Origin of the sequence: Nonomuraea terrae (assembly GCF_004348995.1) — a bacterium.
Taxonomy (GTDB): Bacteria; Actinomycetota; Actinomycetes; order Streptosporangiales; family Streptosporangiaceae; genus Nonomuraea; species Nonomuraea terrae.
This window is the reverse complement of the sequence record NZ_SMKQ01000028.1, coordinates 1-24708: the sequence shown is the minus strand read 5'-3', so window position 1 is coordinate 24708 and position 24708 is coordinate 1. Positions and strand designations below refer to the sequence as shown.

Annotated in this window: 20 protein-coding genes; 17 read left to right on the top strand and 3 right to left on the bottom strand. The window is 71.1% G+C overall.

The genetic code is table 11. The annotated features are described in order from the left end of the window. Positions 1–4: 4 nt before the first annotated feature. The 5 genes from E1286_RS12795 to E1286_RS12775 are packed head-to-tail and all read left to right on the top strand — an operon-like array spanning position 5 to position 4871. On the top strand, positions 5–958 hold the full coding sequence (locus tag E1286_RS12795) for an ABC transporter permease (protein WP_132612012.1): 954 nt from the start codon (positions 5–7) through the stop codon (positions 956–958). Continuing rightward, entirely contained in the window at positions 955–1809 is an 855-nt protein-coding gene (locus E1286_RS12790; protein WP_132612010.1) for an ABC transporter permease, read from the top strand. The genes E1286_RS12795 and E1286_RS12790 overlap by 4 nt, the downstream gene beginning before the upstream one ends. After that, on the top strand, positions 1806–2972 hold the full coding sequence (locus E1286_RS12785; protein WP_223189870.1) for a M24 family metallopeptidase: 1167 nt from the start codon (positions 1806–1808) through the stop codon (positions 2970–2972). Before E1286_RS12790 ends, E1286_RS12785 begins: the two co-directional genes overlap by 4 nt. 11 nt (positions 2973–2983) lie before the next feature. Beyond that, positions 2984–3838: an alpha/beta fold hydrolase gene (locus E1286_RS12780; protein ID WP_132612008.1), complete on the top strand. Its 855-nt coding sequence runs from the start codon at positions 2984–2986 to the stop codon at positions 3836–3838. Between the two features lie 19 nt (positions 3839–3857). Then, positions 3858–4871, top strand: a complete 1014-nt coding sequence (locus E1286_RS12775) for an Lrp/AsnC family transcriptional regulator (RefSeq protein ID WP_165969707.1) — start codon at positions 3858–3860, stop codon at positions 4869–4871. A gap of 129 nt (positions 4872–5000) precedes the next feature. Here E1286_RS12775 and E1286_RS12770 read toward each other — a convergent pair whose 3' ends face one another. After that, entirely contained in the window at positions 5001–6167 is a 1167-nt protein-coding gene (locus tag E1286_RS12770; RefSeq protein WP_132612004.1) for an RsbRD N-terminal domain-containing protein, read from the bottom strand. A gap of 227 nt (positions 6168–6394) precedes the next feature. Then, positions 6395–7492, bottom strand: coding sequence for a flavin reductase (locus E1286_RS49190; RefSeq protein WP_223189868.1), 1098 nt, complete (start codon positions 7490–7492; stop codon positions 6395–6397). 880 nt (positions 7493–8372) lie between these two features. On the opposite strand from E1286_RS49190, the gene E1286_RS12760 reads away from it, so the two are divergent. The 12 genes from E1286_RS12760 to E1286_RS12705 all read left to right on the top strand — a co-directional run bounded on the left by E1286_RS12760 (position 8373) and on the right by E1286_RS12705 (position 23669). Continuing rightward, a complete protein-coding gene (locus E1286_RS12760; RefSeq protein ID WP_165969706.1) occupies positions 8373–10439 on the top strand; it encodes an AMP-binding protein in 2067 nt (688 codons plus the stop codon). After that, a complete protein-coding gene (locus E1286_RS12755) occupies positions 10436–11482 on the top strand; it encodes a 3-oxoacyl-[acyl-carrier-protein] synthase III C-terminal domain-containing protein (protein WP_132612000.1) in 1047 nt (348 codons plus the stop codon). The genes E1286_RS12760 and E1286_RS12755 overlap by 4 nt, the downstream gene beginning before the upstream one ends. Positions 11483–11512: 30 nt before the next feature. Beyond that, the gene (locus tag E1286_RS12750) at positions 11513–14167 is read left to right on the top strand and encodes an aminotransferase class III-fold pyridoxal phosphate-dependent enzyme (protein ID WP_132611998.1); all 2655 of its coding nucleotides are present in this window, start codon (positions 11513–11515) and stop codon (positions 14165–14167) included. A gap of 94 nt (positions 14168–14261) precedes the next feature. Then, positions 14262–15353, top strand: a complete 1092-nt coding sequence (locus E1286_RS12745) for a DUF3419 family protein (RefSeq protein ID WP_132611996.1) — start codon at positions 14262–14264, stop codon at positions 15351–15353. A 25-nt stretch (positions 15354–15378) separates the two neighbouring features. Next, the gene (locus tag E1286_RS12740; RefSeq protein WP_132611994.1) at positions 15379–16239 is read left to right on the top strand and encodes an alpha/beta fold hydrolase; all 861 of its coding nucleotides are present in this window, start codon (positions 15379–15381) and stop codon (positions 16237–16239) included. 25 nt (positions 16240–16264) lie between these two features. Further along, entirely contained in the window at positions 16265–17368 is a 1104-nt protein-coding gene (locus E1286_RS12735; protein WP_132611992.1) for an acyl-CoA dehydrogenase family protein, read from the top strand. Between the two features lie 30 nt (positions 17369–17398). Continuing rightward, positions 17399–19045, top strand: a complete 1647-nt coding sequence (gene mtnA, locus E1286_RS48825) for an S-methyl-5-thioribose-1-phosphate isomerase (protein ID WP_132611990.1) — start codon at positions 17399–17401, stop codon at positions 19043–19045. Continuing rightward, complete coding sequence (locus E1286_RS12725; protein WP_132611988.1) at positions 19042–19854, top strand: S-methyl-5'-thioadenosine phosphorylase; 813 nt, start codon at positions 19042–19044, stop codon at positions 19852–19854. Before mtnA ends, E1286_RS12725 begins: the two co-directional genes overlap by 4 nt. Positions 19855–19960: 106 nt before the next feature. Further along, a complete protein-coding gene (locus tag E1286_RS12720) occupies positions 19961–20557 on the top strand; it encodes a 1,2-dihydroxy-3-keto-5-methylthiopentene dioxygenase (RefSeq protein ID WP_132611986.1) in 597 nt (198 codons plus the stop codon). After that, positions 20554–21294 carry an acireductone synthase gene (gene mtnC / locus E1286_RS12715; protein WP_132611984.1) on the top strand — a complete coding sequence of 247 codons (741 nt, stop codon included), beginning with the start codon at positions 20554–20556 and terminating at the stop codon, positions 21292–21294. Before E1286_RS12720 ends, mtnC begins: the two co-directional genes overlap by 4 nt. A 10-nt stretch (positions 21295–21304) precedes the next feature. Then, entirely contained in the window at positions 21305–21964 is a 660-nt protein-coding gene (gene mtnB, locus E1286_RS12710) for a methylthioribulose 1-phosphate dehydratase (protein ID WP_223189866.1), read from the top strand. A 118-nt stretch (positions 21965–22082) separates the two neighbouring features. Continuing rightward, positions 22083–23669, top strand: a complete 1587-nt coding sequence (locus E1286_RS12705; RefSeq protein WP_342776202.1) for a flavin monoamine oxidase family protein — start codon at positions 22083–22085, stop codon at positions 23667–23669. Positions 23670–23918: 249 nt separating this feature from the next. On the opposite strand, the gene E1286_RS12700 is transcribed toward E1286_RS12705, so the two are convergent. Continuing rightward, positions 23919–24578: a response regulator gene (locus tag E1286_RS12700; protein WP_132611982.1), complete on the bottom strand. Its 660-nt coding sequence runs from the start codon at positions 24576–24578 to the stop codon at positions 23919–23921. Positions 24579–24708: the final 130 nt, after the last annotated feature.

Genomic DNA, 24708 nt, shown 5'->3' with positions numbered 1-24708 from the left:
TCCCATGCGCTTCATCGGCCTCCGGCTGGCCCGCGGCCTGCTCACCCTGTGGTTCGCGGTCACGGTGACGTTCTTCCTGGTCCGCCTGCTGCCGGGCGACCCGGTGACGGCCGTGGCCGACCCGAACATGACCGAGGCGCTGCGCCAGAAGCTGCTGGCCGACTTCGGCCTGGACAAGCCGCTCGCGGCGCAGTACCTCGACTACCTCGGGCAGCTCCTGCACGGCAACCTCGGCATGTCGTTCCGGCAGTCGATCCCCGTGACGACCGTGCTCATGGAACGGCTGCCGTGGACGCTGATCCTGACCGTCTCGGCCATGGTGGTGACGATCGTGCTGGGCATCCCGCTCGGCGTGCTCGCCGCCACCAGGGCCAGGGGCTGGGTGGACCGGGTCATCCAGATCACCGGCGTCACCGCCCAGTCGTTGTTCGTGCCGAGCGTCGGCATCTTCCTCATGTACCTGCTCGGGGTGTGGCTGCGCTGGTTCCCCATCGGCGGCGCGGTCGACCTCGACGCCACCGGGTTCGCCGCCACCCTCAGCATGCTGCACCACCTGGTGCTGCCCTGCCTGTCGCTGGTGCTCATCCAGCTCGGCGGCTACGTGCTGACGATGCGCACCACGCTCATCGAGGCGCTCGGCGAGGACTACGTGTCGCTGGCCAAGGCCAAGGGAGTGCGCCCCGGGACGGTCGTGTGGAAGCACGCCCTGCGCAACGCGCTGCTGCCGACCACCACGATCGCCGGGCTCCAGCTCGGCACCCTGGTGGGCGGCGCCGTCCTGACCGAGACCATCTACGCCTACCCGGGCGTCGGCCGCGCCATCTACGAGGCGGTCGGCCAGCTCGACTTCCCCGTCCTGCAGGGCGCGTTCGTGCTGCTCGCGGCGGCCGTCGTGGCCGCCAACCTGATCACGGACGTCGCCTACGGAATCCTCGACCCCAGGGTGCGCACCTCATGACCGCCGCCGCCGTCGAACTGACCCCGCGCCTGCGGACCTGGTCCGCCTTCCGCCGCAACCCGCTCGGCGTGGCCAGCGCGATCGTGCTGGTCCTGCTGGCGCTGGTCGCCGTCTGCGCGCCGCTCATCGCGCCCTTCCCCGAGGGGTACGGCGCCGACACCTCCCAACCGCCCTCGGCCGCCCACTGGTTCGGCACCGACGACATCGGCCAGGACGTCTTCGCCCAGGTCGTCTGGGGCACCCGGGTGAGCATGGCGGTCGGCGTCAGCGCGTCCGTGCTGGCCATCGTCATCGGCCTGCTCATCGGTGTCAGCGCCGCGTACTTCCGCCGCCTGGACACACCGCTCGGCGTGCTGGTGGACCTGTCGCTGTCGCTGCCCGTGCTGCCGCTGATGATCCTGGTGGCGGCGCTGGCCGGGCCGAGCGTGCGCACGCTCGCCGTGGTCATCGCGCTGTTCAGCTGGCCCGAGGTGGCCCGGGTGGTGCGCTCGCAGGCCATCGCGATCGTGCCCATGCCGTTCGTGTCGGCGGCCAAGGTCGTCGGCGGCTCGTCGCTGTGGATCGTCCGCAAGCACCTCCTGCCCGGCGTCATCCCCGTCGTCGGCGTGTCGGTCGTGCTCACCACCTCCCGCGCCGTGCTCGCCGAGGCCGGGCTGTCGTTCCTCGGCCTCGGCGACCCGAACAGCTGGTCGTGGGGGACGATCCTGCACAAGGCGCAGCAGTCGGGCGCGCTGGCCACCGCGTGGTGGACCACGTTGTTCCCGTCGCTGGCGATCCTGCTGCTGGTCGTCTCCACGACGCTGCTCTCGGTGGCCTACAACGACGCCCGCGACCACAGGAACTCCTCGTGACCTTTACCCAGAGACTGCCCGCAGCCTGCTACGACGCCGCGATCGAGCGGGTCCGCGCGGAGATGTCCGCCGACGGCGTGGCGGCGCTCGTGCTCGACGACCCGCTCGACGTCGCCTACCTCACCGGCTTCCACCACTTCCCGAACGAGCGGCCGGTCGCCTGCTGGCTGCCGCTGTCCGGCGACCCGGTGCTGCTCGTGCCCGACCTGGAGCGCGAGTACGCCGCCGACCAGCGGTCCCGCGCCGAGATCCTGGCCTATCCGGAGTTCCCGGGCGTGCGCTCGCCGTTCGCGGTGCTCGCCGGGCACGTACGCGCGCCGGAGTCGGCCGCGTACGCGCCGTCCACCAGCGTCGCCCGCGCCGCCGCCCTGGCCGAGGCGTTTCCCGGCACGCGATGGAGCGCCTGCGGCGCGGTCGGCCGGGTGCGGCTGCGCAAGCTGCCCGAGGAGATCGCGCTGCACGAGGAGGCCGCCCGCATCGCCGACGAGATGCTCGCGGCCGGCGTCGAGCTGGTCAGGTCGGCCGCCGAGTCCGGCGAGCTGCCCACCGAGACCGAGCTGGCCTCCCACGTCATCTCCCACGGCTCGCGCCTCATGTACGCCCGCCACGAGGACGTCGTCGTGGTGCCCATGCTCACCGGCGGCCTGGTCTACGGCGGCCCCAACTCGGCCCAGCCGCACCGCCTGCCCGGCGGCGACCGGCTGCGGGCGGGGGAGACGTTCATGCTCTCGCTCGGCTGCGCGGTCGGCGGCAGGTTCGTGGAGAGCGAGCGCACGTTCGTCATCGGCGAGCCCACCGCGCGCCAGGCGCGCTACTACGAGGCGGTCCGCGAGGCGCAGCAGGCCGGCACCGAGGCGCTCGTGCCCGGCGTCACCTGCGCGGAGGCCAACCGCCGCTGCCTGGCGGTGATCGAGGAGGCCGGGCTCGGCGAACACATCCGGCACCGGCAGGGTCACGGCATCGGCCTCGGCTTCCACGAGCCGCCCTGGTTGTCCGACGGTGACGCCACCGTGCTGGCCCCCGGCATGATCCTGTCCAGCGAGCCCGGCGTGTACGTGCCCGGCCACGCCGGATACCGCATCTCCGACACCGTCCTGGTCACCGAGTCGGGCCCGCGCCGGCTCACGGCGTACCCGCGCGAGCTCGCCGACGTGACCATCTGAAAGGGAGACCTGTGTTCATCGACATCAACGGCACCTCGCTCAACGTCGAGATCCTCGGCGACGGCGGGGAGACGATCATCGCCCACCACGGCGCCCCCGGCCTCGGCTCCCTCGCCGAGCCCAAGGCGAGCTTCGGCCGGCTCGCCGACGCCTACCGCGTGGTCGTCTTCGACGCCAGAGGCTCCGGCGGCAGCGGCCAGGACGGCCCGTTCACGCACGAGCAGTGGGTGGCCGACGTCGAGGCGCTGCGCGCCTGGCTGGGGGCCGAGCGGGTGGTCATCGCCGGCGGCTCGTACGGCGGCTTCATCGCCATGGAGTACGCCGCCCGCCACCCCTCCCGGGTGAGCGCGGTCGTGCTCCGCGACACCTCGGCCGACAACGGCAACCAGGAGCCGGCCATGCGCAACGCCGCCGCCTCCTCCCGGGTGACGATCGACCAGGACAAGCTGGACCGCATCATGTCGGGCACCGTGCGCGACGACGACGACCTGCGCGACTGCTGGCGGGAGATCCTGCCGCTCTACGACCACGACTACGACCCGGCCAAGGTCGAGGAGCGCGTGGCCGCCACCCCGTACCACTACCGGACGCACAATTACGCCTTCGCCGTCAACCAGCCGCACTACGACATCAAGCACCTCCTGCCGTCCATCACCGCGCCCACGCTGGTCACCGTCGGCCGGCACGACTGGATCACCCCGGTCGAGTGCAGCCGGACCATCGCCGAGCTCGTCCCGAACGCCGAGCTGCGCGTGTTCGAGCGTTCCGGGCACTCCCCGCAGGTCGAGGAGGCCGAGCTGTGGGAGGCCACCGTCCGCGACTTCCTCGCCCGCGCGCTGCCCGGCAAGGTGCGAGAACGGCACTGAACGCGCGATGATGCCCCCGATGGACGATCTCGACGACATGGACCGCAAGATCCTCGCCGCGCTCCACGTGAACGGCAGGGCCAGCTGGACCGACATCGCCCAGCTGCTCGGCACGTCCACCACCACGGTGGCGCGGCGGGCCCAGCACCTGTTCGGCGCGGGGCTGGCCCGGGTGGCGGTGCTGCCGCACCTGGAGAACGAAGGGCCGGTGCACGTGTTCATCGTGCGCCTGACCTGCGCGCCGGGCAGCCAGCTGAGAGTCGCCGGGATGCTGGCCAGAAACCCCGACATCCGCTACGTCACGGTCGTCACGGGCGCGTACGACATCGTGTTCGAGCTCGTCGCGCCCAAGCACCGCGACCTGTACTCGATGCTGGTCGACTTCGTCCAGGCCGTCCCCGGGGCCCAGCAGAGCAACGCCGACCTGGTGCTGCACACGTACAAGGTCAGCTACGACTGGAGCGTCCCGGTGCTGGGGGAGCGGGCGGCGCCGTTCGCGCTGCGGCGGCCCGCCCACACGTGCGAACGCGGCCACCTCGACGACGTCGACCGCGAGGTGCTCACCGCGCTGCGCGACGACGGCCGGGCCAGCTTCCAGTCGGTCGGCAGCCGCCTCGGCATCAGCGAGAGCACGGCGCGGCGGCGGCTGGAGGCCATGCTGGAGCGCGGCTGCGCCACGGTGACCACGTTCATCCCGGCCGCCGCGCTCGGCTACGAGGCCGAGGTCCTGTTCTGGCTGTCGGTCGAGCCGAGCATGCAGGACAGCGTGGCCGAGCGCCTGTCCGGCGAGCGCGGCGTGCGCATGATCGCCTCCACGCTGGGGCAGGCCTCGCTCATGTGCGAGGTCATCATGCCCACCACGGCCGACCTGCACCACTTCACCTCCCGCACGCTCGCCGCGGTGCCGGGCATCCAGTCGTGGACCGCGGGCGTGCAGATCCTGACGGTCAAACGCGGGTTCCTCATGGTGCCGTGGGCGGAGGCCCGCATCGCGGCGGCCCTGAGCAAGCCCGAAGGTCAAGCCCGTGCGTGACGGTGCCCGGCGCCCGGCGGGAAACCGGAGCCGAATCCGCGCCCGGACCGCTTCCTGGAACAGGGGCCCGGGCCCTACCTCGGGACGAAGACCGCCACGACAACCTTCGACGCTCTCGCGCCTGGAGCGCTAGCCCACCAGCGGGCACAGGCGTAGCGCGAGTGCCAACTCCGGGGACGACAGTTGGGCGTCCGGCGGGAGCAGCCGCCGGACGGCCTGGAGCCTGTTGGCGACCGCGCGTTCGGTCAGACCGAGCTTGGCCGCGGCATGGCGGGTGATCTGCTGTGAGGCGAGGTAGACCTCCAGGGTGTGCCGGAGCGCGTCCTCCCGGTTGCCTTCCGTCGCCAGCCGGCCCAGGTGCCGGTGGACGACGGCGCGCGCGACATCGACGTCGGCCAGCCCGATCGACTCGACGGAGACCTCGCCGAATCGCGCCGCGACGGCCCCGGTCCACTGCGACACCCGGTAGGCCGCCCGAGCCTCGGTGTGGGACCGCCGGAACCCCGCCACCCCGTCGCCGGGTTCGCCGATGCCCAGCCAGCCGCGCCCCGATCGCTCGAGGGCCGCCTTCCGCACGTCCACAGGGTCCACCGCGCTGAACCACGCCCACACGACGCTGCGGTCCAGGCGCAGGCATACCGCGCCGCCCTCGTGCCTGTGGGCGAAGGCCGCCAGCGCCACGGCCGTCGCCCCCCTGGCCACCGCCGCGACATGCTCGGCCTCGAGGTCGTAGAAGGGCAGGACGGTGAGGGATCGTCTCTCGTTGAGTACGGACTTGACGGCGTGCAGTCGCCTGGCGTTCTGGTCGATGTCCCGCGACTCCGTCTCGTGCGCGTACTCGGCCGTCACGATCTCGACGAGGGTTTCGATCTGGCGGAACAGCTGACGGCAGCAGTGCCGCAGCACCTCCAGGGAGTCGCCCGGCGGGATTCCCGCTTCGTGCACCGCCTCGAACAACGCCTCCTCCAGCATCCGGTGGGCGATCCGGAAGCCGGAGATCACGTCGGAGAGCGTCGTTTCGTGCCGGGCCGCGAGCCGGGCGATGTGCCGCGATTCGAGTGACCGGATCGGCTCGTCCTGGCCCCTCACCAGGCTGTGGAGGAAGCGAGTCAGGAGCATGGTGGTCTCCGACCGCACCACCGCCGACAGCGCGGGATCCTTGCCGAGCAGGCTGTCCGGCATGGCGTCGCGCCAGATCGCCGACAGGACGTCGTCGACCACCATGGGTAAGTGTCCGGAAAGACATTCGGCGACGTCGGCGACCTGACGTGTGAGCGTGGCCGTACCGTGCGTCATGTCGCCGCAGTCGTGAACAGAACCTTCGCTAAATAGCCTTTTTCCGTTGACCGAAAATCTCTGGGGCACCGATTCAGTCAGGTTCATACCGACGATTATGCGTCGCGCGAGATGCAAATGCCTGACGTGAATCTGCAGCGCGAAAACGTTTAACACGTACGTCACATCACGGCCTCGCGGTCGTGGTCGGGGGCGTCGTAGGAGATGTGTTGCGACGGCGGACGTGGTCAGAAGAGCCGGAATGGTTGCGAGGGACGGTGGGCGGGCAGCGCCGCCGGCTGGTGCCAGCCCCGTCGGTAATGGATCAGCGGTGGCGCGCCGGACAACGCGACCTGCTCCGGCCGGCCGACGAGGATGCTGTGATCGCCCCCGGGCAGGACTCCCTGCCGCGTGCAGGCGAATCGGGCCGAGGCGTCGGGCAGGCCGGGCAGGCCCAGCTCCAGGGTCGCCAGCCGTGCCTCGTCCTCCGCGCGCAGGTGCCGGGCGAAGGCGCGCGCGACGTGGGCCTGCTCGTGACCGAGGACGTTGACGAGGAAGCGGTCGGCGGTGGTGAACACGTCGTGAGCGCTGCCGGACCGGTTGACGCACACGAGGAGCAGCGGCGGATCGGCGGACAGGCTGCACACGGCGCTGGCGGTGAAGGCATGCGGCCGTCCGTCGCCGCCCACGGTGGTGACCACGGTGACGGGCGCGGCCAGGTGCGCCATGGCGTCCCGGAACAGGTCCTGGTCCAGCGGCTGCCCCTCGCGGCCTGGGCCGTCCCCGAGCAGGGCGGAGCGGATTCGGGCGGCGAACGTCCCGGTCATGCCTTCAGGCCGGGAGTGGTCCACGCCGGCGAGCTCCCACCGGGTGACGGGGCCGCTGGTGAGCCGGGTCCACTGCGCGACGGCCTGCTCCGTGAGGGCGGATTCCTCGCCGCCCGTGACCACCGTGACCGGACAGCTCAGGCCGGGAGAAGACCCCGGGGGAGTGGGGCTGAGCCACGGGCGTTCACCGGCTGCCGCCCCGTCGCCGTGACGGCGCCGAAGGGGCCCGGCGGACACGAACAGGTGGTGCGGCGACCGGTGCCCCGCCTCCACGAGCCGGCGAACGGCCTCGTACACGAGCGGGCCGCCGAGATGGCACCCGAAGACGGCGTAGGAACCCTCACCCGCCTGGTTCGCGATCAGGGCGGCGGCGCGCTCGGGGGACGGCTCGCCCGGCCTGTCGCCGCGCCCGCCGCCGGACGGCTCGATCGGCACGACGTCGATGTCGGGCTGCAGCGCGACCCGCAGCGGTTGCAGCCCGGCCGGGCCGTCGGCTCGGGTGAGGCAGAAGAGCTTCACGTGCCCGTCCGTGGTGTCGTCGCGGAACAGCGGAAGGCCGGGACGGCCGGGGAGGCAGGGAAGGCCGCGGCAGATGTCGCGGACCGCCGGCCCTGCGTGGTGTCGTGTGCGCGGATCGGGCCCGCTGCGGGGCGTTCGCGGGTCGTCCTGGAGGTGATCGGCTCGGCCACCTGGGTTCTGAGCGGTTCCACGGCTGAAGTTCCCTTCAGTCGGCGGGCGGGATACACCTTGAGCGGTTCGGCGGGGCGGCCTGATGGGAGGCCGGTAGGTGAAGCGGTTTCCGACCGCGGTGGAATCGTATATGCCGGCCCGCACGGGAACGAGCCATGATGCGTGAAGAAAGTCATGCCCGCGGACAAGTCAATGACAAATCCGCCGCCCCGGACGAGGATTCTGCCATTGGCCGTGCGGTCCGGACAATGACAACAGTCGGAAGTGTCGCGACTCGATGTTCGCACTCGGCGAAGACCCCTGGAAAATGCCGCATGGCCTCGTCGGAAACCGTGGAGACAAACTGAGTAATGCTCCGTCATGGCCGTCAACCTCTCCGTGGCAGGCCTGTGAGCTGGATAGATACGGAAAGTGCCGGTGGTGTACGGGCGCGATCGGCGCACGTCTTCGTGAACTACGAAGATCGGACGACGGGATTTTCCGACTGTCGTCATTGTTCAGGCTTGTCGATCCATGGCACGCTGTGTGTCAAAGATCAACGGGGGCGTCAAACGACTGAAAATCATCCTGGGCCATTTCGCGGTCCAGGAAATTTCTTGCGCTCGATCGCCGTCCGTGCAGCCCGTCCGGCATGCGATGTCCCCATTTCCGGGCCTGCACAGCGACAGGCGCCTCGTCTCGTCGTGCCATCACTGGGGGTAGGATCCGCGTGATTCCCGTACCAGAAACCGACTTCTCCCGCATTCTGGAGAAGCGCGCCCGATCAGGATCGGGCCGGCCCGCGTTCACGTTTCTTCAGGGGGACCTGGACGAGAGGGCGACACTGACCTTCGCGGAGTTGCACGACCGCGCCCGTGCGCTGGCCGCCCGTCTGCTGGAGGTGGCGGAGCCCGGCGAGCGTGTCCTGCTGCTGTACCCGCCGGGCCTCGACTACGTCGTCGGGTTCTACGGATGCCTGTACGCCGGCGTCATCAGCGTCCCGCTCTACGCGCCGCAGCCGCGTACCGTGCAGACGATCGAGGCCATCGCGCAGGACTGCGCCCCCGCCGCCGTCCTCACCACCGAGCTGGGCGCGCACAAGCAGCGGCTGTTCGACGAGGACGCGCGGGTGCGCAAGTTGCCCTGGCTGGCGACGGACACTCCGGACGGTGACCTCTCCGCGCCGCCCGCGGGGGACGGCCTGCCGGTCGAGGCCGACCCGGACGGGATCGTCTACCTGCAGTACACGTCGGGGTCCACGTCCTCGCCGAAGGGCGTGATCATCGACCACGCCAACGCCCTGCAACAGTGCGCGGAACTCGCCCGTACCTGGCAAGTGGGAAGCGAGAGCCGCCTGGTGACCTGGCTCCCGCACTTCCACGACTTCGGCCAGGTCTCCGCGGTGCTGCTCCCGGTCTACCTCGGCTGCACGTCCGTGCAGATGGCGCCCGCCACGTTCGTCCAGCGGCCGATTCGCTGGCTGCAGGCGATCGCACACCACCGCGGCACTCACACGGCCGCTCCGAACTTCGCCTACGACCTGTGCGTCGACGGCACCACCGAAGACGAACGCGCCGGTCTCGACCTCGGCACCCTGGTGATGGCCTGCAACGGGGCGGAGCCGGTGCGGCTGGAGACGCTGCAGCGCTTCCAGCGGACCTTCGCCCCGTACGGGCTCGGGCCTGACGTGCTGTGCCCCGGGTACGGCCTGGCGGAGGCCACGCTCAAGGTCACGACCAAGCGGCCCGGCGAGCCGCTGGCGTGGGGCGCCTTCGACGCCGTCTCCCCCGGCGGGCCAGCCGTGGAGCACACCGACGCCGGACGCGCCCTGGTCGGCTGCGGTACGACCGAGCCGGGCACCGCCGTCGCGATCGTCGACCCGGACACGGGAGGCCGCCTGCCCGACGGCCACGTCGGGGAGATCTGGGTGGCCGGCCCGAGCGTCTCCCGCGGCTACTGGGGTCGCCCGGAAGAGACCGCGGCCACGTTCGGAGCGCGCATCCAGGGCGAGGACTCCGACGCCTACCTGCGGACCGGCGACCTCGGCTTCCACCGCGAGGGCCAGCTGTACGTCTGCGGACGGATCAAGGACCTCGTCATCGTCAACGGTGTCAACCACTACCCCCACGACATGGAAGAGACCGCCGAGGAGAGCCACGGAGCCATCCGCCGGGGTCGCATCGCGGCGTTCGACACGGAGCTGGACGGCCCTGAGGGCGTCGTCGTCGTCGCCGAATGCCACCGCGGCGACGAGACCCCCGCCGAGGACGTCGCCCGCGCGATCCGCGAGGCGATCTCACGCCGGCACGAGATCGCCGTGACGGTCGCCATCGCCGAGACCGGCGCCATCCCCATGACCACCAGCGGAAAGATCCAGCGCCGGCGATGCCGGTCCGAGTACCTGCAAGGCCGGCTCTCCCTGCGGTACCGCACGGGCGGGGACACCGTCCCGTCCGCGGGCGACCCGTCCGGCGCGGCCCCGGCGGCGCCGGAGCCGGAGAACACCGACGTCGGGTCCGCCGCCGCGGCGCTCCACCACGCCGGCCGGGCCCACATCGTGGGCTGGATCACCCGCAAGGTGCTGAAGGGCACGGCGGAGGTCGACGCGCGGCGGTCGCTCGCGGCGCACGGACTGAGCTCCCTGCACCTGATGGAGCTGCACGAGAGTCTCGAGAAGTGGGCCGGGACCCGCCTGCCGCACGAGTGGCTGTGGGATTCGGCGTCCGTCGACGAACTGGCGGGCCGTGTCGCCGGCCGGCTGACCAGCCCCGCGGCCACCACCGGGAGCGACCGATGAGGATCGCCGCCGTATCCGCCGCGCTCCCCTCGCGGCGCGTCACCAACGAGGACGTCGTCGGCCTCGTCCGCGAGCACAGCGCTCCCGTCTTCGAAGGCGACCTCGAGGACACCCTCCGGAAGATCGAGTTCTGGCTGGCGTACTCGGGGTCCGAGTGCCGCCGGTGGTCCGAGGACCACGAGCGTCCCGCCGATCTGCTGTTGCGCGCGGGCGAACAGGCCCTCGCCGAGGCAGGGCTGGCACGGGAGAGCGTGGACATCGTCATCTACACCGGAGTGGGCAGGGGGTTCCTCGAACCGGGAGGGGCCTACCACGCAGCCGTCGCGCTCGGCCTCAGGCGTGCGCAGTGCTTCGACATCCTCGACGCCTGCATGAGCTGGACCCGCGCGCTGCAACTCGTCGACGGCCTGTTCCGCTCGGGCGCGTGCCGCACCGCTCTGGTCGTGAACGCCGAGTTCAGCCTGCGTCCGACCGGCCATGTCTACCCGCACGTGTTCGCTCTGCGCAATCCCGAGGCCCTCACCTGGACCTTCCCCGCCTTCACCCTCGGCGAGGCCGCCACCGCCACGGTGCTCACCGCGGAGGGAGCGGAGCCGTGGACGTTCGCGTTCGCCTCGCGGCCCGACCTCGCGGACCTGTGCAACGTCCCCATGGCGGACTACGCGGACTTCTGCGTCACGCCCTCGGAGAAGATCGCCAAGAACGGCGTCCAGCGGTTCACCTCGTACGGATTCGACCTGCACGAGGCCGGCCGGGACGAGGTCCTGGAGGTTTTCAAGCGGCTCGACGCCCCCAAGGACGAGGCGGTGGCCGTGTTCACCCACGCCTCGTCGAAACGGTGGTGGCAGGACATGGCCGACCACGTCGGCCTGGGCGAGCGGATCCACCACGTCTTCCAGGACACCGGGAACATCGTCTCGGCGTCGGTGCCCGCCGCCATCGCCTCCGCGGTGGGCGGAGGGCGGCTGCGCCGCGGTGACCGCGCGATCGGATGGGTCGGCAGCGCCGGCATGTCGTTCAGCGCCTTCTCGTTCGTGTACTGACCGGGAGCGTCGATGAGGATGGGAAAGAACATGTCTGCTTCCCCGAGAAGGTTCGCGCGGAATCTCCCGGCGAATTTCCCGGCCAAGCCCGTGGTCCACGCGCTGGCCCATCTGGTGGGCTACACCGCGGCGCGCATCCGGAGCCCCCGCGAGGACCTGCGGACGGAGGAGGCCGAACGGCTGCTCGACTGCCTCGTCCAGGCCGGCCCCGTCTACATGAAGATGGGGCAGCTGCTCGCCACACGTTCCGACCTGGTGCCCCCGGAGTGGGTCCAGACGCTGCGCACCCTGCAGGACGACGCGCCCCACATGGACGCCCCCCAGAGCCGCGCCGCCATCGAACGCGAGCTCGGCGCACCGATGAACAGCGTGTTCCGGGAGTTCGATCCCGTGCCGGTGGCCAGCGGATCGGTGGCGCAGGTCCACTCGGCGCGGCTGCTGGACGGTCAGAAGGTCGCCGTGAAGCTGGTGAAGGACGGCGTCCCTCGGCAGATCGACCAGAACCTGCGTGCCATGGGCGCGGCCGTCCGCCTGGCCCAGCGGGCCTCCTCCGCGGTCGCCGACGCGGATGCCGTGCGACGCTTCGGCGAGATCGCGACGCTGTTCCGATCCCAGGCCAACATGCTGCACGAGGCGTCCCGGCAGAAGGCGGTGTACCGCAACTTCGAGGGGCATCCCTACGTCCGGGTGCCCCGGGTGATCCCGGAATTCGTCACGCCCCGCATGCTCACCATGGAGTTCATGGAGGGCATCCGGGGGAATGCCGCGCACGAGGTCCAGATGCCGCAGGCGCAGCTCGCCCGGCGGCTCCAGGACACGATCTACACCATGCTGTACATGCACGGGCTGTCGCACGGTGACCCGCATCCCGGCAACATCCTCTTCTCCGAGTCCGGCGAGCTGCTGCTGCTCGACTACGGCATCACGGTCGAGCTGACCGAGGACGAGAAGTGGGGGCTGTCCTCCTTCTACTACGCGTGCACCCGCAAGGAGTGGGACGTCGCCGTCGAGCGCTTCACCGCTCACTTCGTCACCGGCACCCGGACCCTGCGCCGGAAGTGGGACGCCTACCGCGCCGAGCTCGCCGCGGTGCTCGAGCACCACTTCGACGTCGTGTCCAACCGCTGGTCGACGATCGGCTACTTCCGGGACGTCAGCGACCTGCTGAAGAGGTACGGCGCCCGCTACACCTCCAGCTTCACCAAGGTCGAGCTCGTCTTCCTCTCCTGTGAGGGGTTCGCCACCCAGCTCGACCCGGAGATCAACATCTGGGACAACGCCCGCAGATTCACCGACCGCTACTCGCCCTACATGAGCAAGGAGGTGCGCGAGCGGTTCGACGCCCATTTCGGCACCCAGATCCCCAGCTCGCTGAAGATGCGGGACCGGGCCAACAACTCCCTCGTCGCACCCACCCACATCAATCGCTACTTCTTCCCCAGCACGTATCCCGTCTTCGTCAAGGACGCGGCGGGCGGCCGGATCCGCGATCTCGACGGCAACGAGTACGTGGACCTCTCCGGCGGGTACGGCCCCCACATCCTCGGCTACTCCCACCCGGTCGTGAACGAGGCGATCATCTCGGGGGTGACCGCGGGCAACGTCAACGGCATCGGGCACGAGCCAGAGGTGGAGCTGGCCGAGCTGCTCGTCGACGCGTTCCCGGCGGCCGAGAAGGCCATCCTGTGCAACTCCGGCACCGAGTCGGTGCTGCTGGCCGTGCGGCTCTGCCGGGCCTACCGCAGGCGTGACGTCGTGGTGAAGTTCGAGGGCCACTACCACGGTTTCTCGGATCAGGGCATGGTCAGCTCCTGGTTCCGGTTCACCGGCGACAAGCACGCACCGGAGCCCATCGCGGGCACCCTGGGCTCCGACTCCGGCGTGGTGCGCAACACGCTGGTGTTCCAGTACGGCGACATCGGCGGCCTCGACCGGCTGCGCGAGCACGCCGACCGGCTCGCGTGCGTCATCGTGGAGCCGATGCCGAGCTCGACCGCGGCCATCGACGAGGAGTTCCTGTCAGCTCTCCGCAGGACCACCGCCGACCTGGGCATCCCCCTCGTCTTCGACGAGGTCGTCACCGGGTTCCGCGTCGCCTACGGCGGGGCCCAGACCATCGCCGGGATAGAGCCGGACCTCACCTGCCTGGGCAAGATCATCGGTGGTGGCCTGCCCTGCGGCGCGGTCGTGGGCCGCGCCGAGCTGACGGACATGGCCCGCAGCTCCGAGGACCCGTTCCTCGACTACGAGAAGAAGGCGTTCGCCGGCGGCACGCTCAGCGGGAACTCCCTGACCTGCCGGGCGGGCAACGCCGTGCTGACGCATCTGCGCGACCATCCGACCCTCTACGAGGACCTGGAGGCGAGAACCCGGTGGCTGCGCGCCGAGTTCGAGGAGAGCACGCGTAAACGGGGAATCGCCTGCCGGATCAACGCCCGGGGTTCGATCTTCTCGCTCAACTTCAGTCACCGCTCGGCCGGCGTCTACCGGGAGCGGATGGCGGGGAGCAACTTCAAGGCCACCATCGCGCTCGCCTACTACATGCGCAAGCACGGGGTCTACCTGCCCGAGCTGCACAGCTTCCTGCTGAGCGCCGCCCACACCGATGACGACCTGGCCGTCGTCGGCAAGGCGTTCGACCTCAGCCTGACGGACATGGCGGGCGACGGGTTCTTCGTGACGTGACCGGCCCCTGGGGGGGACCCACCACCCCATCCGAGCGACCCGTGACCCATGCACAGACCCGAGAACGCCCGAGAAGAGGGACTGAAACCACATCATGAGCTCCCAGGCCGCCGAGAAATGGATTCTGTACAGCACCTGCGATGAGGACTCCGACTCCGAGATGCGGGCTCTGGACGTCTCGCCGGGCGACGACGTGCTCAGCGTCACGGGCAGCGGCTGCCGCACCCTGAGCCTCGTGGCCAACGCCCCGCGCTCCGTCGTGTCGGTGGACACCTCGCCCGGACAGAACTACCTGCTGGAACTCAAGCTGGCGGCGATCCGGCACTTCGACTACGACTCGCTGCTCCAGTTCCTCGGCGTGGACCCGTGCCAGGACCGGTGGAAGCTGTTCCAGGAGTTGCAGAGCCGGATGAGCCATGACGCGTTCCGGTACTTCGCCCGGCACGGCAGGGCGGTGCGGCAGGGGGTTCTGCTCGCGGGGAGGCACGAGAAGTTCTACACGCGCGTCGTCGCGCCGACGATGCGGCTCTTCTTCGGCCGTGCGGTGCGGGACCTGTTCGCGGCCTCCACGATCGAGGAACAGCGGGCGGTCTACCGCCAGAGGATCGACGGGCCCCTGTGGCGGTCGATCATCCGGTACGGCTTCTCGGAACGCATGCTCAAGACCGTGCTGAACGACCCCGGCTACCAGATCACGGTCGACGTCGACTCGGTGGGCGGCTACGTGCTGGACCGGGTCCACCACACCTTCATGAACCACCTCGCCCGGGACAACCACTGGATCGCCTTCATGTTCACCGGGAAGTACCCGGACCGCGACACGCTGCCGCACTTCCTGCTCCGGGACAACTACGACGCGATCCGCGCCGCGGACACGAAGGTGGAGATCGTCACCGAGAACCTGACCACGTACCTGCGGCGGGCTCCGGACGCCTCGTTCGACAAGTTCTCCCTGTCCGACGTGACCAGTTGCGTCGGCCAGGCGGACTTCCACCTGATCATGCAGCATGTCGCGCGCACCGTCAGACCCGGCGGCCGGGTCTGCTACCGGAACTTCCTGGCCAAGCACGGCCTGCCGGACGACGCGCGCGCGACGCTGCGCCGGGACGACACGCTGAGCTCGTCACTGACCCACGACGACAAGGCGTTCGTCTACGACCTCGAGGTCTTCACCTCCCGCGGCTGAGCGGAGAAAGGCAGTACGACACCGCATGACAGACGAGGAGACCCGGGTCCTGACGACCGGCGGACAGATCGACGTACGGGAGGTCGGGCAGGGGACGACCGCACTGTTCGTCCACGGACTGATGGTCAACGGACACGTATGGGACCCGCTCATCGCCGGGCTCCGCGACCGGTTCCGGATGGTGCTGCCCGACCTGCCACTGGGCGGCCACCGCACACCGCTCGAACCGGACGCGGACTGCGGCCTCCAGGCCCACGCGCAGCGGGTCGTGGAGCTCGCACGGCGGCTTCCACCCCCCGTCGTGCTGATCGGCAGCGACACCGGCGGAGCCATCGCCCAGATCGCCGTCACCCTCGAACCGGACCTGTTCGACCGGCTGGTGCTCCTGCCGTCGGACGCCTTCGACAACTGTCCGCCTCGGCTCCTGGCCCCGATGCGCCTGCTGGCCGACGTGCCGGGCGCGGTCCGGGCCGTGGCGCTGTCGCTCCGGCTGGATCTGGTCCGTCGGGCGATGATGCTGCTCGTGTCGCGGCGATCGCCCGACCCGGCGCTCCTGGACGTACTCCTCGGGGAACTGCCGGGCAGCCGCGGCGTCCAACGGGACTTCGCCAAGCTCCTGCGCGGGCTGAGGCCCGAGGTCACCCAGGCCGTCGCGAAGGAGCTGCACCGGTTCCGCCGGCCGGTGCTCGTCGTCTGGTCCAGGCGTGACCCGCTCTTCCCGTTCCACCACGCACAGCGGCTGGCGTCCTGCTTCTCGCACTCGTCCGTCGCGATCGCGGAGAACTCCCGCGCGTTCGTCTCGCTCGACGAGCCGGAATGGCTCGCCGCGCGCATCGCCGAATTCGTCGCCGCCGGCGACGGAAGGCCGCAAGCCGACACGAGATGAGGGAAAGGCATTGCCCCCGCACTTCATGACCGATGAACTGTCGACGGCCGAACGCCTGCTGCCCGGCCTCGACCGGCAGCTCCGGGAGACGGGAACGGCCGAGCTGGAGTCCGCCACGTCACCGGGCCTGCGCATCTTCAGGCAGGCCGGCGGTCCGGGCCTCGTGGTCCCGGGCGAGCTCGGCGGCCTGGGCGCGTCGCTCGTCGACGCCCTGCACATCCAGCGCGTGCTCGGCGCCCGGTCGCCGTCGCTGGCCGTCGCCGTCAACATGCACGTCTGCACGGTGCTCGCCATGCCGCCGTGCGCCGCGACCGAGGATCTGCTCCGCGCGGTCGCCGGTGACCACCTGTACATCGCCTCCGGTTTCGGAGAGGGCAGGCCCGGCGCCAGCGTGCTCGCACCTACCATGAGGGCGGAGCGCCTCGAGAAGGGGTGGCGCCTCAACGGCGCCAAGAAGCCGTGCAGCCTCTCGGAGTCGATGGACTTCCTCACCGCGAGCGTCGCCCTGTCCTCCGCCGACACGGACGGCTCGGAGATGGCGCTCGCCATCATTCCGGCTGACGCCGAAGGGGTCTCGGTCAGACCGTTCCGCAGCTCGCCCGTGCTGGTCGGCTCCGAGACGCACGAGGTGGTGCTGACCGACGTCGACGTGCCGGACGAGTGCATGTCCCTCCTGGGCGACCCGCAGTCGCTGAACGCCGCGCTGTCGACGGCCTTCCACACCTTCGAGCTCCTCGTCACGGCGAGCTACGTGGGCGCGGCCAGCGGACTGGTCGAGACGGTGCTCGAGCGGCGCCGCGGCACCGCCGCCGAACGGGTCGAACTGGTCGGCGAGCTGGAGACCGTCATGGCCTCGCTCGAAGCGGTCGCGCGCGCGTGCGAGCTCGGGCAGGACGATCCGGCCGGCGTGGCCCGTGCGCTGTACGTGCGGTACTCGGCCCAGCGGACCATCGAGCGGGTGGCCGCGCTCGCCACCGAGTTGCTCGGCGGGACGCCGTACATGGTCAGCGGGGTCAGCGCGACGCTGTTCTCGGCGGTCCGGGCGCTGGCCTTCCATCCCCCGTCGAGAAGCGCCATGGCCGACGCCCTGGACCGCTTCGTCCTCGGCGAGCCCCTCATCATCCCGTGACGACCCCCTGACCAGCCTCACGGAGGCGATGTGAACAGAGACGAGCCCGGAACGCCCTCGCTGCGCTGGGACCGCGACGCCGTCGTAGCGGTCGACCAACGGGCGCTGCCGCGAGAGTACCGCCTGCTGCGCCTGACCACGGTGGACGAACTCATCGACGCCATCCGGTCGTTGGCCATCCGCGGAGCGCCGGCCATCGGCCTGGCCGGCGCCCTGGGCGTGGCTCTGTCCGCACGACTGCACGGGTCCGCGGGAGAGGAGGCCGCGGCGGCGGTGACGGCCGACGCCGACCGCCTCGCGGCGGCGCGCCCGACCGCCGTGAACCTCGAGTGGGGGGTCCGCCGTGCGCTCGGCCGGCTCGCCGACGGTCCGGAGGCCGTGCTGGCCGAGGCGACGGCGATGCTTCATGAGGACACGGCGTCCAACCGCGTCGCGGCCCGGCGAGCGGCCGACCTGGTGCTGTCGCTCACGGCCAGGCGCCCGCTGCGCCTGCTCACCCACTGCAACACGGGGCGGCTGGCCACCGCCGCGACGGGTACCGCGCTGGGGGCCATCCTGGAACTGGCCGGACGCGGCCACGTCGCCGAAGTCCTCGTGGACGAGACCCGTCCGCTGCTCCAGGGCAGCCGTTTGACCGCCTGGGAGCTGGGCGAGGCGGGCGTCCCCTACCGGATCTGCGCCGACTCCGCCGCGGCGGCCGCCATGGCCCAGGGGCTGGTCGACTGCGTCCTGGTGGGGGCCGACCGCATCGCGGCGAACGGCGACGTGGCGAACAAGATCGGTACCTACGGGCTCGCCGTGGCGGCCGCCCACCACGGCGTGCCCTTCGTCGTCGTCGCCCCCGAGTCCACGTGGGACCGGTCGCTTCCCGATGGGTCGGGCATTCTCCTCGAAGAACGCGATCCAGCCGAGATAACTCACGTCGGGGGCGTGGCCGTGGCGCCCGCCGGCGCGGGCGTCCTCAACCCCGCGTTCGACGTCACGCCCGCCGGGCTCATCACCGGGACCGTCTCGGAGCAGCGGACGGTGACCGGCCACTTCGCGACGGGTCCCGCCGCCGGGGCGGCGGGGACGACGGCACGCTCCCTGTCGGCCAGGATCGCCGGGCTGCTGTCCGCGTTCCCCGACCATCCGGAGCCCGGGATCGTCTTCCGCGATCTCGCCGGGGTGTACGCCGAACCCGGCCTGCTCGCCGAGCTCGCCGATGCGGTGGCGGGACACTTCGGCGGCGTCGACCGGATCCTCGCCGTGGAGGCGCGCGGATTCCTCCTCGGGGCCGCGGTGTCGGCCCGCACGGGCCTGCCGCTGACGCTCGTCCGCAAGCCGGGGAAGCTGCCCGGTCCCGTGCACCGGGTCGAGTACGCCCTGGAGTACGGCACCGATCAGCTGGAGGTGCAGAAGGGCGCGATCGCCCCCGGTGAACGGGTGCTGTGCGTGGACGACGTGCTGGCCACCGGAGGGACGCTGGCGGCCGCGGCGGCTCTGGTGGCGGCCTGCGGCGCCCGTACGGCGGGCATGGCCGTGCTGGTGGCGTTGGCCGGGCTCGGCGGGAGCGAGCGGTTGTCCCGCCACCCCCTGCTGGTCCTGCACGACGTGCCGGAGGCGGACCCCGCCGTACCCGCCGGACACGGCGGAGCAGGCTATGCGGACGGCATCGACAGGAAGGCGACGGCATGAGCACGCGGACGCACCGGGCCGAGATCGGCGTCATCGGCGGCAGCGGGTTCTACGAACTGCTCACCGGCGCGGAACACATCGAGGTCACCACGCCGTACGGCGAACCCTCGCATCCCCTCGCGGTGGGCGACGTGGGCGGCAGGCGGGTGGCGTTCCTGCCCCGGCACGGCGCCGACCACCGCTTTCCACCCCACAGGATCAACTACCGGGCGAACCTGTGGGCCCTGCGCTCCCTGGGCGTACGGCGGATCCTGGCTCCCTGCGCGGTCGGGTCGCTCCGCCCGGAGCTGGGACCGGGCAGCCTCGTCGTGCCCGACCAGATCGTGGACCGCACCAGCGGCCGGATCCAGACGTACTACGACACGGGAGCCGTCCACGTGCCGTTCGCGGATCCGTACTGCCAGGAGGGCAGGACGGCCGTGCTCAAGTCCGCCTCGTCCCTCGGCGCCGAGGCCCACGACGGCGGAACCATGGTCGTCGTCGAGGGCCCGCGCTTCTCCTCCCGGGCCGAGTCCCAGTGGTACGCGGCGGCCGGATGGTCGCTCATCAACATGACGGGTCATCCCGAGGCGGTCCTCGCCCGGGAACTCGCCCTCTGTTACACCGCCGTGGCGCTGGTGACCGACCATGACGCGGGCGTGCAGCAGGGGGAGAGCGTCGACCAGGAGACCGTGTTCCGGGTGTTCCGGGCCAACATCGATCGGTTGCGGGACGTGATCGTCGGGGCGGCGCGGCTGCTGCCCGAGGATCGCACGTGTCCCTGCGCCACCGCGCTCGAAGGCCTGTCCCTGCCGTTCGAGCTGCCATGACGCGCGCCGTCCCGGCGACTCCCGATCCTGCTGTTCCGGCACCCGTCCCACGTCCCCGCCCTTCACCCCTGCCCTCCTTCCTGATCCCTGCCGCGCTGGAGTCCCCATGACGCTTCTGACCACCTGGCCGGATTCCGGCCCGCACACCGTCATCCGCCGCACGTCCGACCCGGCCGAGATCGCCGCCGCCCTCGCCCCGCTCGGGGTGCGGCACCAGCAGTGGCCGGTGCGGGAGGAGGTCCCGGCCGACGCCGACGCCGACACCGTCCTCGCCGCGTACCGCGACGAGATCGACGCGCTGAGCGAGGAAGGGGGCTTCGTCACCGTCGACGTCGTCGCCCTGCACCCCAGTGACGACCCCGACTGGCCGCAGCGCGCCCGGGCCGCCCGCGAGAAGTTCCTCACCGAGCACACCCACGACGACGATGACGAGGTGCGCTTCTTCGTCGCCGGAGCCGGGATCTTCTATCTGCACGTGGGCGGCGAGGTGCACGCCGTGTACTGCGAGAAGGGGGACCTGCTGGGGGTCCCGAAGGGCACGAGGCACTGGTTCGACATGGGCACCGAACCGTCCTTCACCGCGATCCGGTTCTTCCACGAGGAGGACGGCTGGATCGGCACCTTCACCGGCTCCGACATCTCCTCCCGCTTCCCCGACTTCGACACCATCCACGCGACCCGCGCCGCGGAGCCGGACGCGTGAACCTGACGTTCGACGCCGACGCGGTGGTGCTCGACATCGAGGGCACCACCAGTGCCTCCGCGTACGTCACCGAGGTGCTCTACCCGTACTCGCGTAGCCGGTTCGGCGCACTGCTGGCCGACCGGGGCCACGAGCCCGACGTACGCCGCGCGATGGACCAGGCACGCCGGCTGCTCGGCGATCCAGGCGCGGACGCGGCACGCGTCGAGCGGGCACTCGACGACTGGCTGGAGGAGGACCGCAAGGCCACGCCGCTGAAGACGCTGCAGGGAATCGTGTGGGCCGAGGGCTTCGCGCGCGGCGATCTGGTCCCGCACTTCTTCGACGACGTGGCACCCGCCCTACGCGACTGGCACGAGGCGGGCGTGCGGCTTTACGTGTACTCGTCCGGGTCGGTGGCCACCCAGCGCGACTGGTTCTCCCACGGCCCCGGGGGCGGTCTCCTGTCCCTCGTCGACGGGCTGTTCGACACCGAGAACGCCGGCCCCAAGCAGTCACCCGGTTCGTACCGGGCCATCACCGAGGCGATCGGCACGCGGCCAGGCCGGACCCTGTTCCTGTCCGACCGGCCGGCCGAACTCGACGCCGCGCGGGCCTCCGGCTGGCTCACCGTGGCGGTGCGACGGCCCGGCGAGCCCTACCACCGGCACGCCGCCGACGGCCACCCCGAAGTCGAGTCCTTCGCCGGCCTCCGGGTCGGCCGGGCCGAGCAGAGCGAGGCGAGCAGCACGTCATGAGAGGCACCTGGTGAACGACATCGACAGCTCCAGCGACCTGGCCCTGACGGAGGCGGGAGCGGTGCTGGCCGCCGAGGCGGCCCGCTTCGCCTCGTTCGGCTGGATGCGGGGTACATCCGGCAACCTCTCCATGGTGACGAGCCGTGATCCGCTGCGTCTCGCGGTCACCGCCAGCGGCCTGGACAAGGGTGAACTGACCTCGTCCGACGCGGTGCTGGTCGACGACTCGGGCGCCGCCGTCAACGGCGGCAGACCGTCGGCCGAGGCCGCTCTGCACGCCCGGATCGCCCGGCTCACCGGCGCGGGCGCCGTCGTCCACGTCCACAGCATCGCCGCCGTCGCCGTCGCGCGGCGCAGGCTCGACGGGATCGTCTTCCGCGACCTGGAGATGCTCAAAGGCGTCGGCCGAGCGGCGCACCACGAGGACGTCGTCTTGCCGGTCATCGAGAACAGCCAGGACATGGCGGTGCTCGGCGACCGGCTCGAAGCCGCCCGCAATCCCCTCATGCCCGCGGTGGTCGTCGCCGGGCACGGCCTGTACGCGTGGGGCGCCGATCCCCGGCAGGCCCGCCACCACACCGAAGTCGTGGAATGGCTGCTGGAGCTGGAACTCGCCGAGCATCCGCCGGGGCCCCCGCGCCACCGGCCCTCGGGCCAAGGACAGCCATGAGCCGTTCCCCGCGGGTGGAGCGGGGCCTCGCCCGTGCGGCGGCCGCCCTGCCCGCAGGCATCACCCGGAAGACCGGTTACCCCGAGGACCGGACAGTCCTGAATCCTGGAGGTCGGCGTTGACGTACAGCAGACGCAATTTCCTGTCCGCGGTCGGCATGTCCGGCGGGGCGGGCGCGCTCTTGGCGACCATGGGCGCACTTGGGCTCGCGCCCTCCGCCGAGGCGTCAGCGAAGGGCGCCTTCGCGCCGCCGCAGCCGACCGACTTCTCACTCACCGGGCGGTCCGCGAACAGGGTGGTGATCCTCGGCGCGGGAATCGCCGGCCTCGCCACGGCGTACGAGCTCGGCAAGGCGGGCTACGACTGCACGATCCTGGAGGCGCTCGACCGGGTCGGTGGCCGGAACTGGACCATCCGCGGCGGCGACAGGGTGCTTGAGCTCAACCACTCCTTCCAGGTCGCGAAGTTCAGCGACGGCATCTACTTCAACGCGGGCCCGACCCGGCTGGCGCAGTGGATGGTCACCATGGACTACTGCCGCGAGCTGGGCGTGGACCTGGAGATCTTCACCAACTCCAACGCCCAGGCGTACATCTACCACCAGCACGTGGGGGCCCCTGTCCGCTGGCGTACGGCCAAGGCCGACATGTACGGGTACGTCGCGGAGCTGCTGTCGCGGGCGACCGACGCGGGGGCGCTGGACGCCGCGCTGACCGCGCAGGACAAAGAGCGGCTGATCGCGTTTCTGTCCAGCTTCGGGGCGGTGGGCAACAAGGCGAGCGGATTCAGGTACACGGGAACCCCCCGCCGCGGCTACAGCGTGAACCCGGGCGCGGGCGACCAGCCGGGCACGGTGCTCGGGCCGGTGCCGTCACTGTCGGAGGTGCTGGCGAGCGGCGTCGGGCAGTGGTTCGAGTTCGAGCATGGCTACGAGCAGGCGATGCTGATGTTCCACCCGGTCGGCGGCATGGACATGATCCCCCGGGCCTTCGCCGCGAGGATCGGGCCCGAGCGGATCCTGCTGCGTTCCAAGGTCACGAAGATCACCAATCTGCAGGACGGCGTGGAGGTGGAGTACCGGGACCACTACGGCACTACCCGGAAGATCAGCGCGGATCTGTGCGTTGCGGCGATGCCTCCGCACATCCTCGCCAAGACCGCGCACAATCTCGGCGCGGAGGTCCAGGCCGCCCTCGCCACCCCGACCGTCGTCAACGCGGGCAAGATCGGGCTGGAGTACAACCGCCGCTGGTGGGAGCTCGACGAGGACATCTACGGCGGCATCACCGCCACCGACCTCGACCTGACCCAGATTCTCTACCCCTCCTACGGGTACGGCTCGGCCCGCGGACTGGTGGTCGGCTACTACAACTTCGACGCCCAGGCCAACGCGTACGCGGCGCTCACGTCCCCGGAGCGCGAGCGCCGCGCGATCGAGCAGGGCATCAAGATCCACGGTGCGAAGTATCGCGACGAGCTGGCGACGTCGGTGTCCGTCGCGTGGAACCTCCAGCCGAACATCGAGGGCGCATGGGTGAGCTGGCCATCCCGCCAGGGCGCGTACCAGCTCCTCAACAAGCCCGCCGGCCACGTGTACTTCGCCGGCGACTGGCTGAGCCACATGATCGCCTGGCAGTCCGGAGCCCTGGAGTCGGCCCGCAAGGTCGTCATGGGGCTGCACCAGCGCGTCATGAACGCCAACTGAGAGGACCCCACCGCAGACCGATCGCACGCCCGACGACTCCGCCCTTACCGCCGGTCAGATCGGCGCGGCAGAGGAACCGCCCGGACCGCCGTTCAGATCGAACCGGCGCGGCCGAGGAACCGCCCGGACCGTATCCGCCCGGCGCCCGCCCAGCCGAGCCACGGGTCGCGCCCCGGCGGTCGTCGGCCGGCGAACCCGTGTGCTCGCCGGCCGACGACCGCCGGGGAGCACACGGGTGTGCGCGCGTGGTCAGGTGCCGGGGCGGACGAGGCCGGTCTCGTAGGCGTACACGATGGCCTGGGCGCGGTCGCGCAGCCCGAGTTTCGTCAGAATCCGCCCGACGTGCGTCTTGACCGTCTGCTCGGCCACGAACAGCTTGCCGGCGATCTCCTGGTTGGACAGTGCCTGGGCCACCAGCGTGAGCACCTCGCTCTCCCGGTCGGTCAGCTCGGCCGGCCGCCGGCCCGCCACCGGCCGGGTCGCGCCCATCCGGGCGAACTCCGTGATCAGCCGTTTGGTCACCGCCGGCGCGATGAGCGCGTCGCCGGCCGCGACCACGCGTACGGCCTCGGCGAGCTGCGCGGCCGACGCGTCCTTGAGCAGGAACCCGCTGGCGCCCGCCCGCAGCGCCTCGTAGACGTAGTCGTCGAGGTCGAACGTCGTCAGGATGAGCACCTTGGGCACCGGGGTCGCACGCGAAAAAAGCTCCCGGGTGGCCTCGAGCCCGTTCATCACCGGCATCCGCACGTCCATGAGCACCACGTCGGGACGCAGCTCCGCGGCCCGCTCCACCGCCTCGCGCCCGTCGCCCGCCTCGCCCACGACCTCGATGTCGGGCTGCGTGCTCAGGAACACGGTGAAACCCGTGCGGACCATGCCCTGATCATCGGCGATCAGCACCCGGATCACGTGACCTCCCCCTGCCCGGCGGGCAGCGCAGCGCGTACTTCGAACCCTCCACCGGGCAGCGGCCCGGCCTCCAGCGTGCCGCCGAGCAGCGCCGCTCGCTCCCGCATTCCGACCAGCCCCTGCCCACCCC